The organism is Micromonospora sp. NPDC005257 (assembly GCF_042872445.1).
Taxonomy (GTDB): domain Bacteria; phylum Actinomycetota; class Actinomycetes; order Mycobacteriales; family Micromonosporaceae; genus Micromonospora.
This window is the reverse complement of record NZ_JBIAKL010000002.1, coordinates 396,422-421,222: the sequence shown is the minus strand read 5'-3', so window position 1 is coordinate 421,222 and position 24,801 is coordinate 396,422. Positions and strand designations below refer to the sequence as shown.

Here is a 24,801-nt window from a genome sequence, read left to right as displayed (position 1 = left end):
CGTGAAACCGTCGTGAAACCGCGCTGATCCCGCCTGCCGTCACGGTTGCGGGCATGACGACGACGAACTCTCCCGGCGCGATGGTCGAGGTGTCCGGGCTGCGCAAGGCGTACCGGGGGCAGGTGGTGCTCGACGGTGTCGACCTGCGCATACCCGAGGCCACTGTCTTCGCCCTGCTCGGCCCGAACGGCGCCGGCAAGACCACCACAGTGCAGATCCTCTCCACACTCATCCGCCCCGACGGCGGCACGATCCGGGTCGCCGGCCACGACCTGACCGGCGAACCGGACCGGGTACGCGCCGCGATCGGCGTGACCGGCCAGTTCTCCGCCGTCGACGCGTTGCTCACCGGCGCGGAGAACCTGCGGCTGATGGCCGACCTGCGGCACCTGGGCCGGGCCGAGGGACGGCGGGTGGTGGACGACCTGCTGGCCCGCTTCGACCTGACGGAGGCGGCGGGCAAGCCGGTGGCGGCGTACTCGGGCGGGATGAAGCGCCGGCTGGACCTGGCGATGACGCTCGTCGGCCGCCCTCGGCTGATCTTCCTGGACGAACCGGCGGCCGGCCTGGACCCGCGCAGCCGCCGGGCCATGTGGCAGATCGTCCGGGAACTGGTGGCCGAGGGCGCCACCGTCTTCCTCACCACGCAGTACCTGGAGGAGGCCGACCACCTGGCCGACCGGGTCGCGCTGCTCGACGGCGGTCGCATGGTCGCCGAGGGCAGCCCGGCCGAGCTGAAGCGGCTGGTGCCCGGCGGTCACGTACGCCTGCACTTCACCGACGCGGCGCACCTGGCCGCGGCGGCCGGGCTGTTCCCGGCGGCCACCCGGCACGACGACGACTTCACCCTGCGGGTGCCGGGCGACGGGAGCGTCAGCGGGGTGCGGGCGCTGCTCGACCGGCTCGACGCCGCCGGTGTCGCTGTCGATTCGCTGAGCCTGCACACCCCGGACCTGGACGACGTCTTCCTGGCCCTCACCGGCCGTCCCACCGAGGAGAAGGTGACCGCATGAGCACGCTCGCCCACACCGTCGGGGACTCGGCGACCATGCTGCGCCGTAACCTGAGGCACGCGGTGCGCTACCCGTCGTTGACCGTCGTGGTGATCGCCCTTCCGGTGATCTTCCTGCTGCTGTTCGTCTACGTCTTCGGCGGCACGCTCGGCAACGGACTGGGCGGCGTGGCCGGGGGCCGGTCCGCGTACGCCGACTACGTGACCCCCGGCATCCTGCTGCTCGCCATGGCCGGCGCGGCGCAGGGCACCGCGATCTCGGTCGCCATGGACATGACCGAGGGCATCGTGGCCCGGTTCCGCACCATGTCCATCGCCCGCGCGGCCGTGCTCACCGGCCACGTCGTCGGCGCGGTGACGCAGACGCTGCTCGGGCTGGCGGTGGTGGTCGGGGTGGCGCTGCTCGTCGGCTTCCGGCCGGACGCCGGCCCGGCGCAGTGGCTCGGCGCGGTCGGGCTGCTCACCCTCACCGCGTTCGCGATCACCTGGTTGTCGGTGGCGCTGGGCATGGTCCCCAAGAGTGTGGAGAGCGCCAGCAACCTGCCCATGCCGCTGCTGCTGCTGCCGTTCCTGGGCAGCGGGTTCGTGCCAACCGACTCGATGCCCGGGTGGCTCGGCTGGTTCGCCGAGCACCAGCCGTTCACCCCGATCATGGAGACGCTGCGCGGGCTGCTCCTGGCCGGTCCGGTCGACGGCGGCGACGCGGTCGCGGCAGTGGCCTGGTGCGCCGGGATCAGCCTGCTCGGCTACCTGTGGGCGCGCCGGCTGTACGACCGGGATCCGTCCCGCTGAGTTCCGCCAGGGCGGCGAGCCGCAGCTCGTCGTGGTCGAGGGCGGCGTACGACGCGCGGGCCGCGTCATACGCCGCCCCGTCCGCGTCGCGCGCCGCCCGGCGGGCCGCCGCCGAGGACATGGTGGGCTGGAAGTTGCGCAGGTAGCCGAAGTGTTCGGCGAGCGCGACCAGCCGGGCGCCGGCGGCACCGTCGCCGGTACCGCCCGACCCGTCCAGCTCGACCAGGGCGAGGGCGAGCAGCAGCGACCCGTGGATCGGCAGCTGCACGAGAAAGCCGGGCGGGTCGGCGATCGGGTCCGCCAGCAGGGTCACGCTCCGGCGTCGCAACGCGTCGGCGAGCCCCGGCACCAGGTCCAGCCGGCCGTGCCGGGCGTGCGCGGCCAGGGCGGCCGCCCGGATCTCCAGATGCCACGGCGCGTCGCCGGGCGGGCCGGACCAGATGAGCGGGTTCGACGGTTGCCGCAACCCGTCCAGCGCCTCCCGCCAGCCGGCCAGTCCGGCCTCGACATCGCCCCGCGCCAGCGCGAACTCGGCCCGGATGCCACGCTCGTACGCCCGCATGCCGTACTGGTCGTCCGGCACCGGGGCAGCGTCGTACCGGCCGTCGCAGGCGTCGGCGGTGGCCAGCCGCAGCCAGCGTTCGGCCTCGTCGACCTCGCCCAGCGCCAGGTTGACCAGCACCAGACTCCAGCAGATCTGGAGGCGGTCCCACCACGGGCCGGAGTCGGCCAGCAGGTCCAGCGCGGCGGTCAGGTTGTCCCGGGCCTCCGCCGAGCGTTCGGCCTGCATGCAGAGCTCACCGACCCGGGAGTGGGCGAGCACCAGGAGCCACCGCAGCGACCGGTGCGCCACCGCGTCGAGCATCCGCCGGGCCGCGTCGAGCGCGTCGTCGGGCCGGCCGGCCTGCTCCAGCAGGTAGCTGGCCAGGGCGTTCGCCATCGCGACGACAAGCGGTTCGCGGTGCGCGCGCAGCGCGGTGAGCACAGCCGGGTCGGCGCCGATCTCGGGGAGCGCGCCCAGCACCACCGCCATCGCACCGGCGACCGTGTCCGGCGAGGGCGGCGGCAGGCGGCGCAGCACGACCAGCGAGCGGGTCGGCCCGCGCCCGGCGATCATCAGGGTGTGCGCCACGCCGAGCACGGCGACGGTACGGACCGGCGCCACGAACTCCGGCGCCGGACGGTAGTGGGACAACAGGAAGTCGGTGTCCGCGACCAGCGCGAGCATCCGGGTGTAGCTGGTGTCCAGCGTCCACACGGCGGCCAGCGCGGCGGCGACACCCGCCACCGTCGGCGCGTCGGACCGGGCCAGGGCCAGCCGCAGCGCGGTGACCAGGTTGTCCTGCTCGGCGCGGACCGTCGCGACGGTGGTGAACGGTTCGGCGCCGAGCAGCGGCTCGTGGTGCCCGAGGCCGAACTCGCGGGCCCAGGCGAGGAACGCCGCCACCACCCGCTCGTCCTCGCCGGCCTCGGCGCGGCGGGCGGCGCCGAACTCCCGCACCGTCTCCAGCATCCGGAACCGGATCGCGTCCGGCGTCTCCTCCACCCGCAGCAGTGACTGGTCGACCAGGTGTTCCAGCACCGGCAGCGCGTCCTCGCCGAGCACCCGGTCAGCCGCCGCCGCGCTGAACCCGTCGGGGAAGACGGACAGCGCCCGCAACGCCGCCCGCCCCTCCGGCCGCAGCAGGTTCCAGCTCCAGTCGACCACCGCGTGCAGCGTGTGGTGGCGTGGTGGCGCGTCCCGGGGGCCGCCACGCAGGAGCCCGAACCGGTCGTCGAGCCGGCGGGCCAGCTCCGGCACGCTCATCGCCCGCACCCGGGCGGCGGCCAGCTCGATCGCCAGCGGCATCCCGTCCAGGTGCCGGCACACCTCGGCCACCTGGTCGACGGGCAGCACCACGCCCGGCCGGGCGGCGCGGGCCCGCTGCGTGAACAGCTGCACCGCCGTGTCCAGCGGCAGTTCGGACAGCGCGTGCACCGCCTCCGAGGTCAACCCCAGCGGGGTACGACTGGTGGTCAGCACCCGCAGCTCCCGGGTCGCCGCCAGCAGCGCCGCCACCAGCTCGGCGACGCCCCGGACCACCTGCTCGCAGTTGTCCAGCACCAGCAGCACCGGCCCTGGTCCGAGCGCCGCCACGATCGCGGCGACCGGGTCGGCGGGCACCGGCAGCGCGCCGACCGGGCCGGCGACCGGCTCGCCGACCCCCAGCGCCGCCGCCACCGCCTCCGGCACGTCGCCGTCGGCGGCGACCGCGCCGAGCGTCACCAGGCGTACGCCGCGCTGCGGCGCGCGCCGGGCCACCGCGTACGCGAGCCGGGTCTTTCCCAGCCCGCCCGGACCGACGACGGAGACCACCCGGGAGCCGGTCAACAGGGACTCCACCGAGGCCAGATCCCGGTCGCGGCCCAGCAGCTGATTCGGCTCGTACGGGATGCCGGTCCGGGTGACCCGGCTCTCCCCGTCGAGCAGTTCCCGGTGCAGTTCGCGCAGCGCCGTACCCGGCTCGGCGCCCAGTTCGTCGCGGAGCGAGCGGCGGTAGTCCTCGTACCGGGTCAGCGCCGCCGACCGGCTCGTCACCGCTGCCTCGCAGCGCAGCAGCTCGGCCAGCAGCTCCTCGTCGTGCGGACTGCGGACGGTCAGCGCGGCGAGCCCGGGCAGCGCCTCCGCCGGCCGTGCGAGCCGGGACAACGCGAGCGCCCGTGCCCGGGACAGTTCCCGGTACGTGGCGGCCCGGTCCGCGCGCAACGCGGTGAGCGGATCGCCCTCGCCCGGGCCGTCACCGGGCGGAGCGGCCCAGTAGGCCAGCCCGGCCTCCGCCTCGGCGAGCGCGGCCGTGTGCTCACCCGCGCGGGCGTGCCGCGCCGCCGTCGCGGCGTGCCGCAGCACCGCCGCCGCGTCCACCTGCGCGTCGGTGAGCGCCAGCCGGTAACCGGTGGCGGTCCGGACGATCAGGTCTGCACCCAGCTCGGCGCGGGCCCGGGAGACCAGGATCTGCAACGCCTTCACCGGGTGCCGGGGCGGATCAGCCGGCCACAGCGCGTCGGCGAGCGCGCCGGTGCCGCAGCCGGACGCGAGCCGACCGGCCAGGAGGGCCAGCAACCCGCGCAGGCGGGCCCCGCCCACCGGCACACCTCGGCAGACCACGTCCGACAGCAGGGTCAGTTCGGTGGTCACCGGGCCAGAGTAGGCGGCGGACCGGCCCGTCACGGCCCCCGCGCCGGGGTGGCTCGCGGAGGCGGCGTGAAAGGCGCGTCAAGAAACCGCGGTCGCGCGTGATGGTCGCGTCAAAGCCCCTGTCCGTACCGCAGGACCTGGCGTTGTGATTGGCCGGCGCGGCCGGGAGGCGGTCGCGAGGACATCTTCCACTAGGAGAGGTCAGCCGTGTCTGACGTGCTGTTCGTGTTGCTGACGGTGGGGCTGTTCGCGGCTCTCGCCCTCGTGGTGAGGGGTGTGGAGAAGCTGTGAGCGCCGTCAACGCCGTCGGCCTGGTGCTGGCGATCGGCCTGGGCGTGTTCCTGGTCGTCGCCCTGCTGTTCCCGGAGCGCTTCTGATGAGCATGACGACAGCCGGCGTGCTCTTCGTCCTGTCGCTGGTGGTGGCGCTGGTCGCCGTGCACCGGCCGTTCGGCGACCACATGTACCGCGTGGTCGCCGGAACCCGGTCGTCGCGGGTCGAACGGGGGATCTACCGCTTGGTCGGGGTCGACCCGGCCGCCGAGCAGACCTGGGGCGTGTACGCCCGCTCGGTGCTGGCCTTCTCGGCCGTCTCGGTGCTGTTCCTGTACGCGTTCCAGCGCCTGCAGAACCACCTGTGGCTCTCGCTGGGTCTCGACCCGGTGGTGCCGCACGGCGCGTGGAACACCGCCGTGTCGTTCGTGACCAACACGAACTGGCAGTGGTACTCGGGTGAGTCGACGATGGGCCACCTGGTCCAGATGGCCGGCCTGGCGGTGCAGAACTTCGTCTCGGCCGCTGTCGGCATCGCCGTGGCGGTGGCGCTGGTCCGCGGCTTCGCCCGCAGCCGCACCGGCGAGCTGGGCAACTTCTGGGTCGACCTGACCCGGGTCACGCTGCGGATCCTGCTGCCGATCGCGGTGCTCGGCGCGCTCGCGCTGATGCTCGGCGGCGTGGTGCAGAACCTCTCCGCCGGCACCGACGTGACCACGCTGACCGGCGGCACCCAGACCGTCACCGGCGGGCCGGTCGCCGGCCAGGAGGTCATCAAGGAGCTCGGCACCAACGGCGGTGGCTTCTACAACGCCAACAGCGCCCATCCGTTCGAGAACCCGACCGCGTGGACGAACTGGCTGGAGATCTTCTTGATCCTGGTGATCCCGTTCAGCCTGCCCCGGGTCTTCGGCCGAATGGTGGGGCAGAAGCGCCAGGGCCACGCGATCGTCGCCGTCATGGCGATCCTGGCGCTCGCCGGCATCGTCCTCACCAATGTCTTCGAGCTGACCGGTGACGGGACGGTGCCGCAGGCGGTCGGCGCGGCGTTGGAGGGCAAGGAGGTGCGCTTCGACGTGTCGAACTCGGCCACGTTCGCGGCGGCCACCACGCTCACCTCGACCGGCGCCGTCAACTCGTTCCACGACTCGTACACCGCGCTGGGCGGCATGATGACGCTGGGCAACATGATGCTCGGCGAGGTCGCGCCCGGCGGGGTCGGCGCCGGCCTGTACGGGCTGCTGATCCTCGCGGTGATCACGGTCTTCGTGGCCGGCCTGATGGTCGGGCGCACCCCGGAGTACCTGGGCAAGAAGATCGGCTCGCGCGAGATCAAGTTCGCCTCGATGTACTTCCTGATCACCCCGGCGCTGGTGCTCGCCGGCACCGCCGCCGCGTTCGCCACCGGCAACGACTCGACGACGCTCAACGTCGGGCCGCACGGACTGTCCGAAGTGCTCTACGCGTTCACCTCGGCCAGCAACAACAACGGCTCCGCGTTCGCCGGCATCACGGTGAACACGCAGTGGTGGAACACCGCGCTCGGGCTCTGCATGCTGCTCGGCCGGTTCCTGCCGATCATCTTCGTGCTCGCGCTGGCCGGCTCGCTGGCCCGCCGGCACCCCACACCCGCCTCCGAGGGCACCCTGCCCACTCACCGGCCGCTGTTCGTCGGCATGGTCGTCGGCGTGACGGTGGTCCTCGTCGCGCTCACCTTCCTTCCCGCACTCGCGCTCGGCCCGCTGGCCGAAGGGCTGTGACCACAATGAGAGACAAGGACATGACCGCACCTCTCCAGACCGCCGAGGTACCGGTGTCCGGCACACCGGACCGCCGGGAGAACCGGGTCGGCGGCGGCCTGCTCGACCCCGCCCAGTTGCTCGCGTCGCTGCCGGACGCGCTGCGCAAGCTCGACCCGCGCACGCTCTGGCGCAATCCCGTGATGCTGATCGTGGAGATCGGCGCGCTGTTCACCACTGTGCTGACGGTGGCCGAGCCGTCGGTCTTCGCGGTCGCGATCACCGTCTGGCTCTGGCTCACCGTGCTCTTCGCGAACCTGGCCGAGGCGGTCGCCGAGGGGCGCGGCAAGGCGCAGGCCGACACGCTGCGCCGGGCCAAGCAGGACACCGTCGCCACCCGCCTGGTCGGCTGGACGCCGGGCGCCGCCGCGAACGCGTACCGCGACGAGGCGGTGCCCGCGCTGCAACTGCGCAGGGGCGACGTCGTCCTGGTCGAGGCGGGGCAGTTCATCCCGGGCGACGGCGACGTGGTCGAGGGCATCGCCAGCGTGGACGAGTCGGCGATCACCGGCGAGTCCGCCCCGGTGATCCGGGAGTCCGGCGGCGACCGCAGCGCGGTCACCGGCGGCACCCGGGTGCTCTCCGACCGGATCGTCGTCCGGATCACCCAGAAGCCGGGCGAGAGCTTCATCGACCGGATGATCGCGCTGGTGGAGGGCGCCAACCGGCAGAAGACGCCGAACGAGATCGCCCTCAACATCCTGCTGGCCGCGCTGACGATCATCTTCCTGCTCGCCGTCGTCACGCTCCAGCCCATGGCGATCTTCGCCAAGGGCTACCAGGCCGCCGCGCCGGACACCGCGGCGATCACCGACTCCGGCGTCACCGGCGTCGTACTCGTGTCGCTGCTGGTCTGTCTCATTCCGACCACCATCGGCGCGCTGCTGTCCGCGATCGGCATCGCCGGCATGGACCGGCTCGTGCAGCGCAACGTGCTGGCGATGAGCGGCCGGGCGGTCGAGGCGGCCGGCGACGTCGACACGCTGCTGCTGGACAAGACCGGCACGATCACGCTCGGCAACCGGCAGGCCGCCGATTTCCTGCCGGTGATCGGCGTGGACGCGGCCACGCTCGCCGACGCGGCGCAACTGTCCAGCCTGGCCGACGAGACCCCCGAGGGCCGTTCGGTGGTGGTGCTCGCCAAGAACGAGTACGGGCTGCGCGAGCGCGAGCCCGGCCTCATCCCGCACGCCACGTTCGTGCCGTTCACCGCGCAGACCCGGATGAGCGGCGTCGACCTGGACGCCGACGGCGGCGTCCGGCACGTCCGCAAGGGCGCCGCCGCCGCGGTGATGAAGTGGGTACGCGAGAACGGCGGCCGCCCGACCGAACAGGTCGGTGAACTGGTCGACGCGATCAGCGGCACCGGGGGCACGCCACTGGTGGTGGCCGAGCACGTAGCCGGGGAGCCGGCCCGGGCGCTCGGCGTCATCCACCTCAAGGACGTGGTGAAGGCCGGGATGCGGGAGCGCTTCGACGAGATGCGCCGGATGGGCATCCGCACCGTGATGATCACCGGTGACAATCCGCGTACCGCGAAGGCGATCGCCGACGAGGTGGGCGTGGACGACTTCCTCGCCGAGGCCACGCCGGAGGACAAGCTCGCGCTGATCAAGAAGGAACAGGAGGGCGGCCGGCTCGTCGCGATGACCGGTGACGGCACCAACGACGCGCCCGCGCTGGCCCAGGCGGACGTGGGCGTGGCCATGAACACCGGCACGTCGGCCGCGAAGGAGGCCGGCAACATGGTCGACCTCGACTCCGACCCGACCAAGCTGATCGAGATCGTGGAGATCGGCAAGCAACTGCTGATCACCCGGGGTGCGCTGACGACGTTCAGCATCGCCAACGACATCGCGAAGTACTTCGCGATCATCCCGGCCATGTTCGCCGGCATCTACCCGTCGCTGGACCGGCTGAACATCATGCGCCTGGCCAGCCCTGAGTCGGCGATCCTCTCCGCCGTCGTGTTCAACGCGGTGGTCATCGTGGCGTTGATCCCGCTGGCGCTGCGCGGCGTGCGCTACCGCCCGGCCAGCGCCCCCACGCTGCTGCGCCGCAACCTCCTGCGCTACGGCCTCGGCGGCATCGTGGTGCCGTTCGTCGGCATCAAGCTCATCGACCTGCTCGTCCAGTTCGTCCCGGGGATCTCGTGATGCGCCTTCCCAGTTGGCTCTCCCAGCACCTGGCCGCCCTGCGCGCGGTGCTCGTCTTCACCGTGCTGCTCGGCCTCGTCTACCCGCTCGCCCTGGTCGCCGTGGGCCGGCTCCCCGGACTCGACGGCAGGGCGGACGGCTCGCCGCTCACCGCCGGCGGCCGGACCGTCGGCAGCTCGCTGATCGGCCAGTCGTTCACCGACGCGGACGGCAACCCGGTCCCGCGCTACTTCCAGTCGCGCCCGTCGGCCGCCGGGGACGGCTACGACCCGACCGCCACCGCCGCCGGCAACCTCGGCCCGGAGAGCGTGGTGGACACGCTCACCGGCGACCCGGAGACCTCGGCGCAGAGCCTGCTCACCCAGGTCTGCGCCCGCAGCAAGGCGGTCGGCGAACTGGACGGAGTGGACGGGCGGCGCCCGTACTGCACAGCGGACGGGGTGGGCGCGGTGCTCGCCGTGTTCCGCGCCGACGGCCTCACCGGCCGGATCACCCGCGTGGTGAGCGTCAACCAGGCCGCGCCCGCCACGCCGTTCGTCACCACCTGGCAGGGCGTACCGGTGGAGGCGGCCCGGCCCGGCCACGACTACGTGGCCGAGGGCGGCATCGTCACACCGGTACGCGGGGACGCCCCGGTCCGCCCAGCCGTGCCGGCCGACGCGGTCACCGCCAGTGGCAGCGGCCTCGACCCGCACATCTCCCCGGCGTACGCGCGGATCCAGGTGGCCCGGGTGGCACGGGAGCGCGGCGCGGACCCGGCGGCGGTGCGGCGGCTGGTCGAGGAGCACACCACCGGCCGGGCGCTCGGCTTCATGGGCGAGCCCGGCGTGAACGTGCTGGAACTCAACCTCGCGCTGGACGAGGCGTTCCCGGCGCGCTGACGCGTCAGCTACCGCGGCGGCACCGGGAACAGCCGGGGCCGCCGCGGGCCGGTCAGGGAGGATGGACGCTGTGGGCAGGGGTGAACTGCGGATCTACCTCGGCGCCGCCCCGGGCGTCGGCAAGACGTACGCCATGCTGCAGGAGGCCCGGCGCCGGGCCGAGCGCGGCACCGACGTGGTGATCGGCCTGGTCGAGACGCACGGCCGCCGGCACACCGCCGAGATGATCGGTGACCTGGAGACGGTGCCGCGCCGGTCGATGACCTACCGGGGCGTCGAGTTCATCGAGATGGACCTGGACGCGGTGCTGGCCCGGCGGCCCGAGGTCGTGGTGGTGGACGAGCTGGCCCACACCAACGTGCCCGGCTCGCGCCACGAGAAGCGCTGGCAGGACGTGCGGGAGTTGCTCGACGCCGGGATCAGCGTGCTCTCCACCGTCAACGTGCAGCACCTGGAGTCGCTGAACGACGTGGTCGCGCAGATCACCGGCACCACCCAGCGGGAGACGGTGCCGGACCAGGTGGTGCGGGCCGCCGAGCAGGTCGAGCTGGTGGACATGACGCCGGAGGCGCTGCGCCGCCGGATGGCGCACGGCAACATCTACCGGCCCGACAAGATCGACGCCGCGCTGGGCAACTACTTCCGGGTCGGCAACCTGACCGCGCTGCGCGAGCTGGCGCTGCTGTGGCTGGCCGACAAGGTCGACGAGCAGCTCGACGCGTACCGGGCCCAGCAGGGCATCTCCGACACCTGGGAGGCGCGGGAACGGGTGGTGGTGGCGCTGACCGGCGGCCCGGAGGGCGAGACGCTGATCCGCCGGGCCGCCCGGATCGCCGCCCGCAGCAAGGGCGCCGACCTGCTCGCCGTGCACGTGGCCCGCAGCGACGGGCTGGCCGGCGCCGACCCGTCCCAGCTGGCCCGGCAGCGGGTGCTGGTGGAGAGCCTCGGCGGCACGTACCACCAGGTGCTCGGCACCGACATCGCGGCGGCGCTGCTCGACTTCGCCCGTGGCGTCAACGCCACCCAGCTCGTGCTCGGCGCGAGCCGCCGGGGCCGGTTCGCGCAGGTGTTCGCCCGGGGCGTCGGGGTGACCACCACAGCGTTGTCCGGCCCGATCGACGTGCACCTGGTCACCCACCCGCAGGCGGGGCGCGGGCGCCGGGGCACGGCGGTGCCCGCGGCGCTGTCCCGGCGCCGGCGGCTGATCGGGTACGCGCTCGCGGTGCTCGGCATGCCCCTGCTCACGCTCGTGCTGCGGACGCTGCCCGACCTCACCCTCACCAACGACATCCTGCTGTTCCTCGCCGGTGTGGTGGGTGTGGCGCTGGTCGGCGGGCTGTGGCCCGCGCTGGTCGCCGCGCTCGGCGGCTCGCTGCTGCTCAACTGGTTCTTCACCCCGCCGTACCGGACGCTCACCATCGCCGAGGCGGACAACCTGCTCGCCCTGGGTGTGTTCGTCGGCGTCGCCATCGCGGTGAGCTGGGTGGTCGACGTGGCGGCCCGGCGTACCCGGGAGGCGGCCCGGGCCTCCGCCGACGCGCAGACGCTGGCCACCGTCGCGGGCAGCGTGCTGCGCGGCGAGCGACCGCTGCCCGCGTTGCTGGACCGGCTGCGGGAGACGTTCGGGTTGCGCGCGGTGAGCGTGCTGGAGCCGGCCGACGAGGCCGGCGGGCGCCCGGCCCGCTCCCGGGAGGCGGGCGCCTGGCGGGTGGTGGCGAGCGTCGGCGAGCGTCCGCCGGGCAGCCCGGGCGCGGGCGAGACGGTGGTGCCTGTCGACGACCGGCTCAGCGTGGTGCTCGCCGGGCGGCGGCTGGAGGCGGCGGACCGCCGGGTGGTCGAGGCGTTCGCCGCGCAGGCCGCCGTCGCGCTGCGCCAGGAACGGCTGGCCGAGGAGGCGGCCACCGCCCGCCCGCTGGCCGCCGCCGACCGGATGCGCACCGCGCTGCTCGCGGCGGTCAGTCACGACCTGCGTACGCCGCTGGCGTCGGCCAAGGCGGCGGTGAGCAGCCTGCGCAGCCACGACGTCGAGTTCGACGCCGACGACCGGGAGGAACTGCTCGCCACCGCCGACGAGTCGCTGGACCGGCTGGGCCGGCTGGTGGCGAACCTGCTCGACATGAGCCGGTTGCAGGCCGGCGCGCTGGGCGTGCGCGCCACCGCGATCGGGTTGGAGGACGCCGTACCCCGGGCGCTGGACGAACTGGGTGCGGCGGCGGCCGAGGTGACCACCGACATTCCGGCCGACCTGCCGGCGGCGCTGGCCGACCCGGGCCTGCTGGAGCGGGTGCTGGTGAACATCGTGGCGAACGCGTTGCGGCACGGCCCGCCCGGCCGGCCGCCGACGATCACCGGCAGCGCGCACGCCGGGCAGGTCGAGCTGCGGGTGATCGACACCGGTCCGGGCATCCCGGAGGACCAGTGGGAGCACGTGTTCCTGCCGTTCCAGCGCCTCGGCGATCGGGACAACCAGACCGGGGTGGGCCTCGGCCTGGCGCTGTCCCGAGGGCTCGCCGAGGCGATGGGTGGCAGCATCACCCCGGAGAGCACGCCCGGCGGCGGGCTCACCATGGTGCTGCGGCTGCCGGCCGCCGCACAGATCGAAGGGCCGCAGCAATGACCCGGATCCTGGTCGTCGACGACGAGCCGCAGATCCTGCGCGCCCTGCGGATCAACCTGCGCGCCCGCGGCTACGACGTCCAGGTGGCCGACAGCGGCTCCGCAGCGCTCAAGGCCGCCGCCGGGCACCCGCCGGATCTGGTGGTGCTCGACCTCGGCCTGCCCGACCTGGACGGCACCGAGGTCATCCGGGGCCTGCGCGGCTGGACGGGCGTGCCGATCATCGTGCTCTCCGGCCGGGCCGGCAGCGAGGACAAGGTGGCCGCGCTCGACGCGGGCGCCGACGACTACGTGACAAAGCCGTTCGGCGTGGACGAACTGCTGGCCCGCATCCGCGCGGTGACCCGGCGGCTCGCCCCCGCCGCGCCCGGCGTGCCCGCGCTGCGGATCGGCCGCAACACCGTCGACCTGGCCGACCGGACCGTCACCCGGGACGACGGCGTCGAGGTCAAGCTCACCCCCACCCAGTGGGCCATGCTGGAGAAGCTGCTGCGCAACCCGGGCAAGCTGGTCAGCCAGCGCCAGTTGCTGCACGACGTGTGGGGGCCGGAGTACCACCACGAGACGAACTACCTGCGGCAGTACATGGCCCAGCTGCGGCGCAAGCTGGAGGACGACCCGGCCCGGCCCCGGCACCTGATCACCGAGCCGGGCATGGGCTACCGCTACCGCCCCTGACGTTTGCGCGGGTGCCTGCGGGGGATTCGGCGAGCCGGTCGGTCGGCGGGGGTGGGGCATGGCGGACAACTCGGAGGGGTTCGGCCGGCGCCTGGACGAGCACGCCATCGACGCCGGCGCGGCCGAACCGAAGCGACCCGACGGGCTGGTCGACAGCGGCGTCTACGTCGGCGGCGTACGCCGGGCGTCACCGGTCAGCCTCGCCGACACGTTCCGCTGCCTGCAAGGGCTCGACGACGCGATGGCCTGGATCGGGCTGCGCCGGCCGGGCCGGGAGGAGCTGGCCTCGCTCGCCGCCGAGTTCCAGCTCCCCGACCTGGCCGTCGAGGACGCGATCAACGCCCACCAGCGTCCCAAGCTGGAACGCTACGGCGACACCCTGTTCGTGGTGCTACGCGCCGCCCGCTACCTGGACGCGCGGGACGCGGTCGAGTTCGCCGAGCTGCATCTCTTCCTCGGCCCCGGTTTCGTGATCACCGTGCGGCACGGCGGCACGCCCGACCTGGCCGGCGTACGGCGGCGGCTGGAGGCCGAACCGGAGGTGCTCGCGCTCGGCCCGGAAGCCGTGCTCTACGCCGTGCTGGACCGGGTGGTGGACGGCTACGCGCCGGTGGTGGCCGGTCTGGAGAACGACATCGACGAGGTCGAGACCGAGGTGTTCGGCGGTGACCCGAACGCCAGCCGCCGCATCTACGAGCTGAGCCGCGAGGTGATCCAGTTCCAGCGGGCCGCCCGGCCGCTGCTGAAGGTGGTCGACGAGCTCACCGGCGGATTCGACAGGTACGACACGGACGAGGAGCTGCGCCGCCGGCTGCGTGACGTGGCCGACCACCTGACCCAGGTGGTGGAGCGGGTGGACGGGTTCCGGCATCTGCTCCAGAACATCCTGACCGTCAACGCCACACTGGTCTCGCAGGCGCAGAACGAGGAGATGCGCAGCCTGACTGCGGCGAGCTTCGAGCAGAACGAGGAGATCAAGCGGGTCTCCGCGTGGGCGGCGATCCTGTTCGCGCCGACCCTGATCGGCACCGTCTACGGGATGAACTTCACCCACATGCCGGAGCTGGACTGGCGATACGGCTACCTGTTGGCGATCGTCCTGATGCTCGCCGTCTGCGGTGCGCTCTACCTGCTGTTCAAGCGCCGCGGCTGGCTGTGAGCCCGGGCCGCCGCGTCTCCGCGACCGCTCGCCATCGGTGATCCACTAAAGTGTCCGGGTGGCTACCCCCTGTCGTTCGCGCGTCGTCCGGCTCCTGTGCAGGGGAGGGGAACGCTGATCGGGGACACGGTTCCGGCACCGCGCGGCGGACGCCGGACCGGCGACGGAAGGCGTGGGCTGACCGGCCGCTGTGCCCGGCTCGTGGCGTCCCGGCCGTTCGAGGTGGCCATCGTGGTGCTCATCATGGCCAACGGGGTCGTGCTGGGCATCGAGACGTACCCGAACCTGGGTGCCGCGGGGCCGGTGCTGCGGTGGACGGAGTGGACGTTCCGGGCGATCTTCGTCGTGGAGATCACCATCCGGGTGCTCGCGTACGGCCGCCGCCCGCAGGACTTCTTCCGGCACGGCTGGAACGTCTTCGACCTGCTGGTCACCGCGGCCATCTTCATCCCGGGCCTGCGCGGCGACTCGGCGGTGCTGCGGTTCATCCGGGTCGCCCGCGTCCTGCGGCTGGTGCGCTTCTCTCCCGGCCTGCGGACCATCGTCGCGGCGCTGTGGCGCAGCCTGCCCGGCGTCGCGGCTTTCCTCGCGCTCGCCGCCGTGACGCTCTACGTGTACGGCATGGCCGGCTGGCTGATCTTCGGTGACCGCTACCCCGAGCAGTACGGCGACATCGGCCGCTCGCTCGTCACGCTGTTCGTGCTGCTGTCCCTGGAGACGCTGCCGGACCTGCTGGAACAGGGCCTGGCCGTGTCGCCGTGGACGCTGCTCTACTACGTCAGCTTCGTGATGATCGCTGTCAACCTGCTGCTGAACATCCTCATCGCGGTCATCGTCAACTCGATGGAGGAGGCGCGCCGCCTGGAGATGACCGAAGGGCTGGCCCCGGACTACGACTCCGACGGCGACGGGATCCCCGACGAGGTGGACCGGATCGCGATCAGCCAGCGCCTGGACGACCTGCGCATGGTCATCGCCGAGCTGGAGCGGGAACTGCGCATCGACCGTGAGGAGCCGCCCGTCGCGCCGCGCCGCCGCCAGCCCGCGGACCACTGACCGGCAGGTCATGACAGTTTCGTGACGAAAGCCGCTCGCACGTTTGGCCGGGCGGTTGATCGGGGCAACCACCGAGGCGCCAACACATCTGAGGGAAGGGACGCCTCTCGTGGAGATCACGGGCTTCTTTACCGCGCTCATCATCGGCCTCGTCATCGGCGCGCTCGGGCGCCTGGTGGTGCCCGGCAAGCAGAACATCCCGATCTGGCTGACCCTGCTCATCGGTGTGGTCGCCGCGTTCGTCGGCACCCTGGTCGCCGGCGCGTTCGGCGTCGACGACACCGCTGGCATCGACTGGATCGAGCTGCTGCTCCAGGTGGCCTTCGCCGCCATCGGCGTCGCCGTCTTCGCCGGCCTGTACGGTCGTCGCCGCGTCTGAGGCATGCGCCGGGGCCGCTTCCGCACGTCGCGGAAGCGGCCCCGTCGTCATTCCCGCCAGCCGGTCAGCTCGACCCCCTTGGCCAGCTCCACCCGGAAGCCCAGCGCGATCTCCCCGCTCTCACCCGGTGGCAGCGACAGCCGCCAGGTCAGCTCGCCCAGCTCCGTACGCTCGGCGGGCGGCGGCGTCAGCGTGGTCTCGCGTACCACCACCGACTCGTCCCGGGACACCGGCAGCTGATCACGCACCTCGACGGTGGCCGCCCGGGGCGTGTGGTTGGCCACCGTGATCCGGTACTCCACCTCCCGCCGCCGCGTCGACCCGAGCGTGGCCCTGCTCTCGGTGCGCCGGGCCAGCTTCCGTTCCACCCGCAGCCGGTCGTCGATCCCGAGCGCCAGCTCCGTCTCCTCGCCCGGTGCCCAGGTCGTCAGCTGCGTCGCCGCCACGAAGTCCGCGCCGTGGAACACCGACGCCGGCCCGGGTGGCAGCGTGTGCTCCGACGTGTTGCGGACCGTGGCCCGCAGGTGCGCCTCGGCGGCGCGCACCGGCACGCTCACGTGGTCCAGCCGGGCCGGCAGCTCCAGCACCGCGATGGTGACCCGGTGCGTGCCGCCGTCTGCGGGCACCGCCACCGGCCGGGCGGGCCGGTAGGTCGCCGCCGTCACGCCCTGCTCGACCTCGGCGACGCTCTCCCGCACGGCGGGCCGGGGCACCGCGGACCGCGCCCTCTCCGGACGGCCCGCCGGCGCCGCGCCGGGAGCCGGTGGCGGCACCGCGCCGCCGAACGACGCGGCCGACACGGCCATCGGCGGCTGCGGCCGGAGCCGGTCGAGATACCAGGGCGACAATTCCGGTACGCCGCTGGTCGCCGCCGGGCGGGCGGTGGAGAGCTGAAGCTCGCACTCCGGCCAGTCCTCCCCGGTGCCCTGGCTGACCAGCCCGAACCAGGTGACCGTCATGGTGTCGTCGACCAGCCGCAGGTCGTAGGAGGGCGTCCAGCGGGCGCCGTCGACCAGATAGCTCAGCTCCAGCTCCACCTCGGTGTCGTCGGCGTCGACGGAGACGGACACCTCGGCGGCCAGCCGGTCCGGCGCCCGCTTGCCGCGCGCCGCCTCCAGCTCGCGGTCGACAGCGGCCAGCTCCTCCGCCAGCTCGGTGCGGCGCCGGGCCAGCCCGCGCCGCCGGGCCCGGGACTCGGCGAGCTGACCGGACACCGAGTCGGTGAAGGCCACCACGTCGGCCGGGGCCGCGTCGCCCGCGGCCAGCGCCCGGGCGTACGTGCCACCGGCCCGCTCGGCCAGCCGGGTGAGGAACTCGCCGCGCTGTTCCTCGATCGCGTCGGTGTCACCGACCTCGGTCAGCTCGTCGGCGAGTTCGCGGCGCCGCCGTTCCAGCTCGACGACCTGGGCGTCGGTGCTGCGCGCCTGCCGCCACGCGGCCACGTCCACCCCGAGCACCGTCACCGCGCCCCGGCCACCCACCCGGATCGAGTCCCGGCGCAGGCCCAGCGGGAGCGGGGCGACGCGTACCCGGTGGTCGCCGGCGGCCAGGCGGACGCCGCCGCGGCGGGTGACCCGGGCGCGGTCCGGGTAGACGGTCACGCCGACGACAGGCGCATCGATCTCCACAGTGTCCACCGCGGCGAGGGTAGTTCAGGCGCGCCCACGACGGGGCTGCCGAAGGTGCAGCCGCTGGTCGACGGCGAGCGTCGCCGGCTCGCGCTCGGTGATCGGCAGCGGGGACGCGGATCGTGATCCGGCTCGATCGACACTGAGGTGTCCTCCGCCACTTCGCGGGGAGGCCGCTGAGCCGACGTGAACCCACGGGAGGCGATCAGGGCCGATTTCTGGCACGGTGTCGGTAGCGACGGGCTTGCGGTTGAGGGGGAGCGGTGGATTTCTCGGTGACGACCCGGCAGGGGCGTGTCGGCCCGGTGATCGAGGTCGCCGGTGATCTGGACATGGCCACCGCGCCGCAGCTGCGTGACCGGCTGCTCAAGGTGGTGGAGACCGGTGCGCGGACGGTGGTCGTCGACCTGACCCAGGTCGGGTTCGTGGACTCCAGCGGCCTGGGCGCACTGGTGCTCGTCTACAAGAACCTGCGGGAGCGCGACGGCTGGCTCGGTCTGGCCGTCGTCCGCCAGTCGATCCGCAAAGTCTTCTCGATCACGTCGGTGGACCGCGTCATCCCGCTCTTCGACACCGTGCGGGACGCCGAGGACGGCTCATCGGCGGCGGTGCGCTGAGCGCTCCTCCTCCGTGCTGACGCGGGTGCTGTCGGTGCCGGCGGTGGTGTTCCGTGGCCCGTGACCGGCGTACCAGTCGATGATGAGCATTGTGGCGTCGTCGTCCAGGACCGGCCCGGCGGCTGCGAGCACCGCGTCGGACAGCGCTCGCACCGCCTCGCGGGGATGCAGGTGGGCGAGGTGGAGCAGGGCCGCGGGCAGGTCGACGTCGGCGGCGTTGCGGTCCCGCATGCCGTCGGTGACCAGCACCAGCCGGTCGCCGGGCAGCAGGGGCAGTTCTCCGCTGCGGTAGCTCTCGCCGGGGAACATGCCGAGCGGGAAGTTTCCGGGCAGTTCCACGGGCACGACCCGGCCGTCCCGGACCAGCAACGGCGGGACGTGCCCGGCGTTGAGCAGCTCACAGCGGCCGGTGGTCAGGTCGACGCGGCCCAGCACGGCTGTGACGTACGTGCCGCGTACGTTGGCGTGCTCCGCGATGGCCTGGTTGGCCTCCTCGGCCTGGGCGACGAGGCCGGCGCCGCGCCGGCGGGTGTTGCGCAGGCTGCCCACGCCGAGGGTGGCGGTGAGCGCGCTCGCCACGCCGTGGCCCATCGCGTCGGTGACGCTGAGGTGCAGCAGATCCCGGGCGAGGCTGTAGTCGAAGGTGTCGCCGCCGACGCTCGCGGCGGGTTCCAGCCAGCCGGAGAGCGCGAAGGCGCCGGCCTCGCAGGTGAACGAGGCGGGCAGCAGGCGGCGCTGGATCTCGGCGGAGAGGCTGAACGGGGTGGTGCGCTGTCCCCACTCGAACAGGTCGGTGTGCCTGCGGTTGGCGATGACCACGAACGCCAGCGCGTGCGCGGTACGGGCGAGCGAGTTCACCGCGTCGCCGTCCGGCTCGTCGGGCAGGGCGACCTCCAGCAGGCCGATCGCCTCACCACGCTCGGTGACCGGCGCCAGCACGGTCCACCTGCCGTCGCCGGCGATGACCTCGGGGGCCTGCTGACGCAGGGCGCGTTCGTAGGGCCCGCCGTCAAACGGGAGGACCTCGGCGTCCTCCTCGCCGTGGTGCCGGCCGTTACCGCCGCCGTTCGGCTGGTGGATCAGCCGGACCAGCGCACGGCCGCTGAGGTCGGCGATCAGCAGCGAGACGCCGAGCGCGTTCAGCGCCGTGGCGATGACGCCGGTGACGGCCTGGACCGCCTGCACCGGGGCGGCGTCCTCGGCCGACTGCAACATCCCGGCAAGCACCGCCTGCTCGCTGTCCTTCACCCCCTGAGCATATTCATCGCGCCGCACGGCCGCTTCACGAGCGGGCGCCCGGCCCGGAGGGTCTCAGCCGTTGACGGTTCCCTATTGCATAGACTTTGCAACTGCCGAATAGTGGCAGAAGTGGGCGGGCGCTCGGGCACGCGATGATCTGATCTTCGCCGGAGCGCCCGCCCGGCCGCTACCGAGGACGAGTCCGAGGGGTTGCCGGTGGCGATCAAACCCAAGCCCGTACGCGTGGCCGCGACGCTCGCCGCCGCCCTGCTCGCCGCCGCGGGCTGCTCGTCGCCGACGGCCTCGCCGGGCGGCACGGGCAACGCCGGCACGCTCGTGGTCGCCACCGCGGGCGAGCCGGACACGCTCAACCCGGTGCTCAACTACGGCGTCGACGGCGCTTCACTGATCTTCGACGGGTTGGTCGCCCGGGACGCCCGCAACGAGCTGGTGCCCGCCCTGGCCCGCGAGCTGCCCACCGTCTCTGCGGACGGGAAGACGGTCACCGCGAAGCTGCGCGAGGGAGTGCTGTTCCACGACGGCAGCCCGCTGACCGCGCAGGACGTGGCGTTCACCTACCAGGCGGTGCTCGACCCGACTGTCGACTCGACGCTGCGCTCCGATCTGGACATGCTCGTCTCCGTCACCGCGCCGGACCCGGCGACAGTCGTGTTCACGCTGACGTACGCGTACGCGCCGTTCCTGCAACGGCTGGCGCTGGGGATCGTCCCGGCGAAGGCGTTCGCCGGGCAGGACGTCAACAAGGCCGGCTTCAACCGCAAGCCGGTCGGCACCGGCCCGTACCGGGTCACGTCCTGGACGCCGGGTGACCGGCTCGTGCTCGCGGCCAACGAGACGTACTGGGGCGGCAGGCCGGCGAACTCGGGCGTGGTGGTGGCATTCGTCGCCGACGACAACGTGCGGGCCCAGCGGATGCGGGCCGGCGAGTTCGACGCGGCGGAGCTGGCGCCGAAGCTCGCGTCCGGGTTCGAGGGCCGCAACGGCTACCGGGTGCACAAGGTGCCGACCGCCGACTACCGCGGCGTCATGCTGCCGATGGGCAACCCGGTCACCGGCGACCTCGCGATCCGGCGGGCGCTGAACGTCGCGGTGGACCGGCAGGCCATGGTGACCGGTGTGCTCGGCGAGGCCGGGGAGCCCGCGTTCGGGCCGGTGCCGCCCACCTCGGAATACGCCGAGCCGTCGATCACGGGCAAGCCGGCCGCCGACATCGCCGGAGCGGCGGCGGCGCTGGACGCCGCCGGGTGGAAGCCCGGCCCGGACGGCATCCGGGTCAGGGACGGGCGGCCGGCCGCGTTCACGATCATGTACCCGGCCACCGACAGCCTGCGCAAGGAACTGGCCCTGGCCGTCACCGCCGACGCGAAGAAGGTCGGCATCACCGTCACGCCGGAGGGCCTGACCTGGGACGCGATCACCCCGCGGATGGGGAACGACGCGCTGATCATGGGCTACGGCACGCCGTACGACCCGGACTTCGTCTCCTACAAGCTGTTCAGCTCGGCCTTCGCCGGGCAGGGGTTCTTCAACCCCGGCTCGTACCGCTCGACGGTCACCGACGCGGCGTTGCGGAAGGGCCGGGACGACGCCGACCCGGCCGCCCGCAAGGCCGCGTACGCCACGTTCCAGAAGCAGCTCGCCGCCGACGTGCCGTGGGTGTTCCTCACCTACCTCCAGCACACCTACGTAGTGAAGGACTCCGTGTCGGGGGTGACGCCACGGGTCGAGCCGCACGAGCACGACGTCGCCAACAGCATCTGGTGGAACGTGCACACCTGGACGAAGAAATCGTGACCGGACGGCGGCGGCCGGCCGGGGCCGGCACCGTGGTCCGGCGGCGGCTGCTGGTCGCCGTACCGGTGCTGGCCGCGACCAGCATGGGCATGTTCGCCCTCGGCGCCGCCTCCCCGATCGACCCGGCCCAGCAGTACGCGGGCGCGGCGGCGTTCACCACCAGCGAGGAGAACCTCGCGCAGATCCGCGCCAACTGGGGTGTCGACGACCCGCTGCCGGTGCAGTACGCCCGCTGGATCGGCAACCTGCTGCGCGGCGACCTGGGCTGGTCGACGAGCCGGCACGAGCCGGTCACCTCGGTGCTGGCCGCCCGCGCCGGCTGGACGCTGCTGCTCGTCGGCACCGCGCTCGCCCTGGTGCTGGTGGCGAGCGTGCTGCTCGGGACGCTGGCCGCGTACCGGCGCGGTGGCTGGTTCGACAGGGCGTTGCGCGCCGTCGCGTACGCCGTGCAGTCCATGCCGGTGTTCTGGATCGGCCTCGCGGCGATCGCCGTGTTCGCCCTCAGTCTCGGCTGGCTGCCCGCCGGCGGGCTCACCGACATCACCGCCACCGGCACCGACCCGGCCGACGTGGCCCGGCACCTGGTGCTGCCGGTGACAGTGCTGGCGATCTCCCAGGCCCCGTGGTTCGTGCTGTTCGTCCGCGACGCGGTCGCCGAGAGCCTGCGCGACGACCACGTCCTGGCCGCGCGCGCCCGAGGGCTGCCCGGCCGGGTCGTCCTGTTCGGACACGCGCTGCGTACCGCGCTGCTGCCGTTCCTCACCCTGGTCGGCACGCACCTGCCCGAACTCGTCGGCGGCGCGGTCCTGGTGGAGACCGTGTTCTCCCTGCCCGGCCTCGGCGCGGTCACCGTCGAGGCCGCGCTGGGCGCCGACTTCCCGCTGCTCGCGGCGACGACCCTGGCCACCGCCGTCGTGGTGCTGACCGCGAACCTCCTCACCGACCTCGCCTACGCCGCCGCCGACCCCCGGGTACGCCTCGATGACTGATCTCGCCCTCCCCGCGCGCGTACGGCGCCTGCGCCGTCCGGGCAGCGCCGGCACGGCAGTCGCCGTCGTCGTGCTCGCCGGTGTCGTCGCCGCCGCGTTGCTCGCCCCGGTCCTGTGGCCGCTGGACCAGAGCGCCGTCGACCTCTCCCGTACCCGGCTCGCGCCCTCGCCGGAGAACCTGGCCGGCACCGACGACCTCGGCCGCGACGTAGCGGTGCGCAGCCTCTACGGCCTGCGCGTCTCGCTGCTCGTCGGCGCTGTCGCCGCGCTCGTCGCGGCCGTCATCGGCGGCCTGGTCGGCGCCGTCGCCGGCAGCGTCGGCGGCCGGGTCGACCGGGCGCTCATGCGCGTCGTGGACACCGTCGCCGCGCTACCGCACCTGCTGCTGGGCATCTTCGTGGTGGCGATGCTGCGTCCCGGCCTGGGTGCGGTGATCGCGTCCATCGCGCTGACGCACTGGCTGTCCACCGCCCGGATCGTCCGCTCCGAGCTGCTCAGCCTGCGTAACCGGCCGTTCGTGGACGCCGCGATCTCCGGCGGAGCCGGGCGGGTCCGGGTGCTCACCCGGCACCTGCTGCCGCACGTGCTGCCCCGCCTGGCGCTGGCGACCACGCTCATGGTGCCGCACGCCGTCTGGCACGAGACCGCGTTGTCCTTCCTCGGCCTCGGCCTGCCGCCGCACCTCGCCTCGATCGGCAACATGATCAACGACGGGCAGCGGTCGCTGCTCACCGGCGCCTGGTGGGCCAGCATCGTCCCCGGTCTCCTGCTCGTGGTGGCGACCCTGGCGCTCGCCGTGCTCACCGGCCGCTGGCGTGACCGTCTCGACCCGCGCGTACGAGCGGAGCTGCACCTGTGACCGCGCCGGCGCTGCTGACCGTCGACGGGCTGACCGTCCGCTTCCGGCTGCGCGACGCGCTCGTGCACGCCGTCACCGACCTGAGCCTCACGCTGCGATCCGGCGAACTGCTGGCGGTGGTCGGCGAGTCCGGGTGCGGCAAGTCCGTCCTCGCGCACGCCCTGCTCGGCCTGCTGCCGCGCAACGCCACAGTCACCGGGCAGGCCCGCCTGCACGCGCCGGGGCGCGACGAGGTCGACCTGATCGGCGCGGGGGAGCGGCACCTCGCCCGGCACGTACGCGGCCGGGGCGTCGGCCTGGTCCCGCAGAGCCCCGCCACCGCGCTCACCCCCGTGCGTACCGGGCGGAAGCTGCTGGAGGAGACGCTGCGCGCGCACGGACACGCCCGCCGCGACGCGCCGGCCGCCGCCGACCGGATCGCCACCGACGTCGGTCTCGACCCGGCCGACCTGAACCGGTACCCGCACGAGCTGTCCGGCGGCATGGCCCAGCGGCTCGCCACCGCGCTCGCCCTCGCACCCGACCCGCCGGTGCTGCTGGCGGACGAACCCACCAGCGGCCTCGACCGGCCGCTCGTCGACCACACGCTGGACCTGCTGCGCCGCCGCTGCGACACCGGCGCGGCCGTCCTGCTCATCACGCACGACCTGGCCGCCGCGCGCCGCGTCGCGGACACCGTCGCCGTGATGTACGCCAGCCGCATCGTCGAACACCGCCCGGCCGAGGCGCTGTTCGACGACCCGGCCCACCCGTACACCGCCGGTCTGCTCGACGCGCTGCCCGACCGCGCCTTCATCCCGGTGCCCGGCCACCCGCCCGCGCTCACCGATCTGCCCGCCGGCTGCGCCTTCGCCCCGCGCTGCGCACGCGCCACCGACACCTGCGCGACGCTGCCCCGCGTCGCCGTCGACCGCGCGGGCTCCGTCGCCTGCCACCACCCACTGCGCGAGGAGGTACCGGCATGACGCTCACCGCTCCCGGCGCGACCGACGCCGCCGCCCCGGACGCCGCGCCGGCCGCCGGGCTCGCCGCGCACCAGGTCTCCGTCGCGTACGGCGGGCAGCGCGTCCTCGACCGGGTCGACCTGCACATCGCCCCCGGCGAGACGGTCGGGCTGCGCGGCCCCTCGGGCAGCGGCAAGTCCACGCTCGCCCGCGTCCTCGCCCTGCTGCACGCCCCGGACAGCGGGCACGTCACGATCGACGGGCAACCGCTCGACGGTGTCCGCCACCGCTTGCCGGCGGCGCTGCGCACCCGCGTCGCGATCCTGTTCCAGAGCCCGCGCGCCGCCACCGACCCGCGGCTCAGCCTCGCCGACATCGTCGCCGAGCCGCTACGCGCCACCGGCACACCGCGCGAGCGGGCGGCCGCCCGTACGGCGGAGCTGGCCGACCTGGTCGGACTGACCCCCGACCTGCTGACCCGCCGCCCGCACGCGGTGAGCGACGGGCAACTGCAGCGCGCCTGCCTCGCCCGCGCCCTGGTCCACCGGCCGGCCTATCTGCTCTGCGACGAGGCCACCGCGATGCTCGACGCCTCCACCCAGGCGCACCTCGCCGCCGTCGTCACCGACTACCAGCGCCGGCACTCCGCCGGGGTCCTGGTCATCACCCACGATCCGGCGCTGATGGCCCGCTGGGCCGCCCGGGTGGTGGACCTGCCGGCGGCGTGACGTCGCG

Annotated in this window: 20 protein-coding genes; 17 read left to right on the top strand and 3 right to left on the bottom strand. The window is 73.7% G+C overall.

What is annotated here, in order from left to right; all coding sequences use genetic code 11:
* Window positions 1-53: 53 nt before the first annotated feature.
* Together ACFYO8_RS05330 and ACFYO8_RS05325 are read left to right on the top strand one after the other, a co-directional pair.
* Window positions 54-1,013, top strand: a complete 960-nt coding sequence (locus ACFYO8_RS05330; protein ID WP_354868253.1) for an ATP-binding cassette domain-containing protein — start codon at window positions 54-56, stop codon at window positions 1,011-1,013.
* Window positions 1,010-1,804 (top strand): ABC transporter permease, encoded by a 795-nt coding sequence (locus tag ACFYO8_RS05325; RefSeq protein ID WP_354868256.1) that lies wholly within the window; start codon window positions 1,010-1,012, stop codon window positions 1,802-1,804. The genes ACFYO8_RS05330 and ACFYO8_RS05325 overlap by 4 nt, the downstream gene beginning before the upstream one ends.
* Here ACFYO8_RS05325 and ACFYO8_RS05320 read toward each other — a convergent pair.
* Window positions 1,746-4,979, bottom strand: a complete 3,234-nt coding sequence (locus ACFYO8_RS05320) for a BTAD domain-containing putative transcriptional regulator (protein ID WP_354868258.1) — start codon at window positions 4,977-4,979, stop codon at window positions 1,746-1,748. The two genes, ACFYO8_RS05325 and ACFYO8_RS05320, sit on opposite strands and share 59 nt — an antisense overlap.
* Before the next feature lie 287 nt (window positions 4,980-5,266).
* Here ACFYO8_RS05320 and kdpF point away from each other — a divergent pair, with 287 nt between their 5' ends.
* From kdpF to ACFYO8_RS05275, 9 genes are all read left to right on the top strand, one after another.
* Complete coding sequence (kdpF, locus tag ACFYO8_RS05315; RefSeq protein ID WP_036343797.1) at window positions 5,267-5,356, top strand: K(+)-transporting ATPase subunit F; 90 nt, start codon at window positions 5,267-5,269, stop codon at window positions 5,354-5,356.
* The gene (gene kdpA / locus ACFYO8_RS05310; RefSeq protein ID WP_354868260.1) at window positions 5,356-7,011 is read left to right on the top strand and encodes a potassium-transporting ATPase subunit KdpA; all 1,656 of its coding nucleotides are present in this window, start codon (window positions 5,356-5,358) and stop codon (window positions 7,009-7,011) included. The genes kdpF and kdpA overlap by 1 nt, the downstream gene beginning before the upstream one ends.
* 20 nt (window positions 7,012-7,031) lie before the next feature.
* Window positions 7,032-9,206 (top strand): potassium-transporting ATPase subunit KdpB, encoded by a 2,175-nt coding sequence (kdpB, locus tag ACFYO8_RS05305; protein WP_354868262.1) that lies wholly within the window; start codon window positions 7,032-7,034, stop codon window positions 9,204-9,206.
* Window positions 9,206-10,087 carry a potassium-transporting ATPase subunit C gene (locus tag ACFYO8_RS05300; protein WP_354868264.1) on the top strand — a complete coding sequence of 294 codons (882 nt, stop codon included), beginning with the start codon at window positions 9,206-9,208 and terminating at the stop codon, window positions 10,085-10,087. Before kdpB ends, ACFYO8_RS05300 begins: the two co-directional genes overlap by 1 nt.
* 70 nt (window positions 10,088-10,157) lie before the next feature.
* Window positions 10,158-12,704: a DUF4118 domain-containing protein gene (locus ACFYO8_RS05295; protein ID WP_354868266.1), complete on the top strand. Its 2,547-nt coding sequence runs from the start codon at window positions 10,158-10,160 to the stop codon at window positions 12,702-12,704.
* Entirely contained in the window at window positions 12,701-13,381 is a 681-nt protein-coding gene (locus ACFYO8_RS05290) for a response regulator (RefSeq protein WP_354868268.1), read from the top strand. Before ACFYO8_RS05295 ends, ACFYO8_RS05290 begins: the two co-directional genes overlap by 4 nt.
* 58 nt (window positions 13,382-13,439) lie before the next feature.
* A complete protein-coding gene (locus ACFYO8_RS05285) occupies window positions 13,440-14,540 on the top strand; it encodes a magnesium and cobalt transport protein CorA (protein WP_355096466.1) in 1,101 nt (366 codons plus the stop codon).
* Window positions 14,541-14,636: 96 nt separating this feature from the next.
* Window positions 14,637-15,596 (top strand): ion transporter, encoded by a 960-nt coding sequence (locus tag ACFYO8_RS05280; protein ID WP_355096464.1) that lies wholly within the window; start codon window positions 14,637-14,639, stop codon window positions 15,594-15,596.
* Between the two features lie 109 nt (window positions 15,597-15,705).
* The gene (locus tag ACFYO8_RS05275; protein ID WP_354868275.1) at window positions 15,706-15,975 is read left to right on the top strand and encodes a GlsB/YeaQ/YmgE family stress response membrane protein; all 270 of its coding nucleotides are present in this window, start codon (window positions 15,706-15,708) and stop codon (window positions 15,973-15,975) included.
* A 47-nt stretch (window positions 15,976-16,022) separates the two neighbouring features.
* Here the strand turns inward: ACFYO8_RS05275 and ACFYO8_RS05270 are convergent, their stop codons facing one another.
* On the bottom strand, window positions 16,023-17,612 hold the full coding sequence (locus ACFYO8_RS05270; protein WP_357707166.1) for a DUF4139 domain-containing protein: 1,590 nt from the start codon (window positions 17,610-17,612) through the stop codon (window positions 16,023-16,025).
* Between the two features lie 254 nt (window positions 17,613-17,866).
* Between ACFYO8_RS05270 and ACFYO8_RS05265 the strand changes: the two genes are divergently transcribed.
* Window positions 17,867-18,220, top strand: coding sequence for an STAS domain-containing protein (locus tag ACFYO8_RS05265; RefSeq protein WP_355014784.1), 354 nt, complete (start codon window positions 17,867-17,869; stop codon window positions 18,218-18,220).
* On the opposite strand, the gene ACFYO8_RS05260 is transcribed toward ACFYO8_RS05265, so the two are convergent.
* Window positions 18,200-19,468, bottom strand: a complete 1,269-nt coding sequence (locus ACFYO8_RS05260; RefSeq protein WP_354868282.1) for a PP2C family protein-serine/threonine phosphatase — start codon at window positions 19,466-19,468, stop codon at window positions 18,200-18,202. The two genes, ACFYO8_RS05265 and ACFYO8_RS05260, sit on opposite strands and share 21 nt — an antisense overlap.
* A 207-nt stretch (window positions 19,469-19,675) precedes the next feature.
* On the opposite strand from ACFYO8_RS05260, the gene ACFYO8_RS05255 reads away from it, so the two are divergent.
* From ACFYO8_RS05255 to ACFYO8_RS05235, 5 genes are read left to right on the top strand one after another with little or no spacing between them, the layout of a single operon-like run.
* Entirely contained in the window at window positions 19,676-21,274 is a 1,599-nt protein-coding gene (locus tag ACFYO8_RS05255) for an ABC transporter substrate-binding protein (RefSeq protein WP_354868285.1), read from the top strand.
* Window positions 21,271-22,263, top strand: a complete 993-nt coding sequence (locus ACFYO8_RS05250; RefSeq protein WP_354868288.1) for an ABC transporter permease — start codon at window positions 21,271-21,273, stop codon at window positions 22,261-22,263. The genes ACFYO8_RS05255 and ACFYO8_RS05250 overlap by 4 nt, the downstream gene beginning before the upstream one ends.
* On the top strand, window positions 22,256-23,122 hold the full coding sequence (locus ACFYO8_RS05245) for an ABC transporter permease (RefSeq protein ID WP_354868291.1): 867 nt from the start codon (window positions 22,256-22,258) through the stop codon (window positions 23,120-23,122). The genes ACFYO8_RS05250 and ACFYO8_RS05245 overlap by 8 nt, the downstream gene beginning before the upstream one ends.
* Entirely contained in the window at window positions 23,119-24,087 is a 969-nt protein-coding gene (locus tag ACFYO8_RS05240; protein ID WP_354868293.1) for an ABC transporter ATP-binding protein, read from the top strand. Before ACFYO8_RS05245 ends, ACFYO8_RS05240 begins: the two co-directional genes overlap by 4 nt.
* Window positions 24,084-24,794, top strand: a complete 711-nt coding sequence (locus ACFYO8_RS05235; RefSeq protein WP_355095984.1) for a dipeptide/oligopeptide/nickel ABC transporter ATP-binding protein — start codon at window positions 24,084-24,086, stop codon at window positions 24,792-24,794. The genes ACFYO8_RS05240 and ACFYO8_RS05235 overlap by 4 nt, the downstream gene beginning before the upstream one ends.
* Window positions 24,795-24,801: the final 7 nt, after the last annotated feature.

Coding starts and splice junctions, on each gene's coding strand:
- kdpA (WP_354868260.1), top strand. CDS start 5,356: ATGAGCATGACGACAGCCGGCGTGCTCTTCGTCCTGTCGCTGGTGGTG.
- ACFYO8_RS05300 (WP_354868264.1), top strand. CDS start 9,206: ATGCGCCTTCCCAGTTGGCTCTCCCAGCACCTGGCCGCCCTGCGCGCG.
- ACFYO8_RS05330 (WP_354868253.1), top strand. CDS start 54: ATGACGACGACGAACTCTCCCGGCGCGATGGTCGAGGTGTCCGGGCTG.
- ACFYO8_RS05285 (WP_355096466.1), top strand. CDS start 13,440: ATGGCGGACAACTCGGAGGGGTTCGGCCGGCGCCTGGACGAGCACGCC.
- ACFYO8_RS05235 (WP_355095984.1), top strand. CDS start 24,084: ATGACGCTCACCGCTCCCGGCGCGACCGACGCCGCCGCCCCGGACGCC.
- kdpB (WP_354868262.1), top strand. CDS start 7,032: ATGACCGCACCTCTCCAGACCGCCGAGGTACCGGTGTCCGGCACACCG.
- ACFYO8_RS05245 (WP_354868291.1), top strand. CDS start 22,256: ATGACTGATCTCGCCCTCCCCGCGCGCGTACGGCGCCTGCGCCGTCCG.
- ACFYO8_RS05325 (WP_354868256.1), top strand. CDS start 1,010: ATGAGCACGCTCGCCCACACCGTCGGGGACTCGGCGACCATGCTGCGC.
- ACFYO8_RS05290 (WP_354868268.1), top strand. CDS start 12,701: ATGACCCGGATCCTGGTCGTCGACGACGAGCCGCAGATCCTGCGCGCC.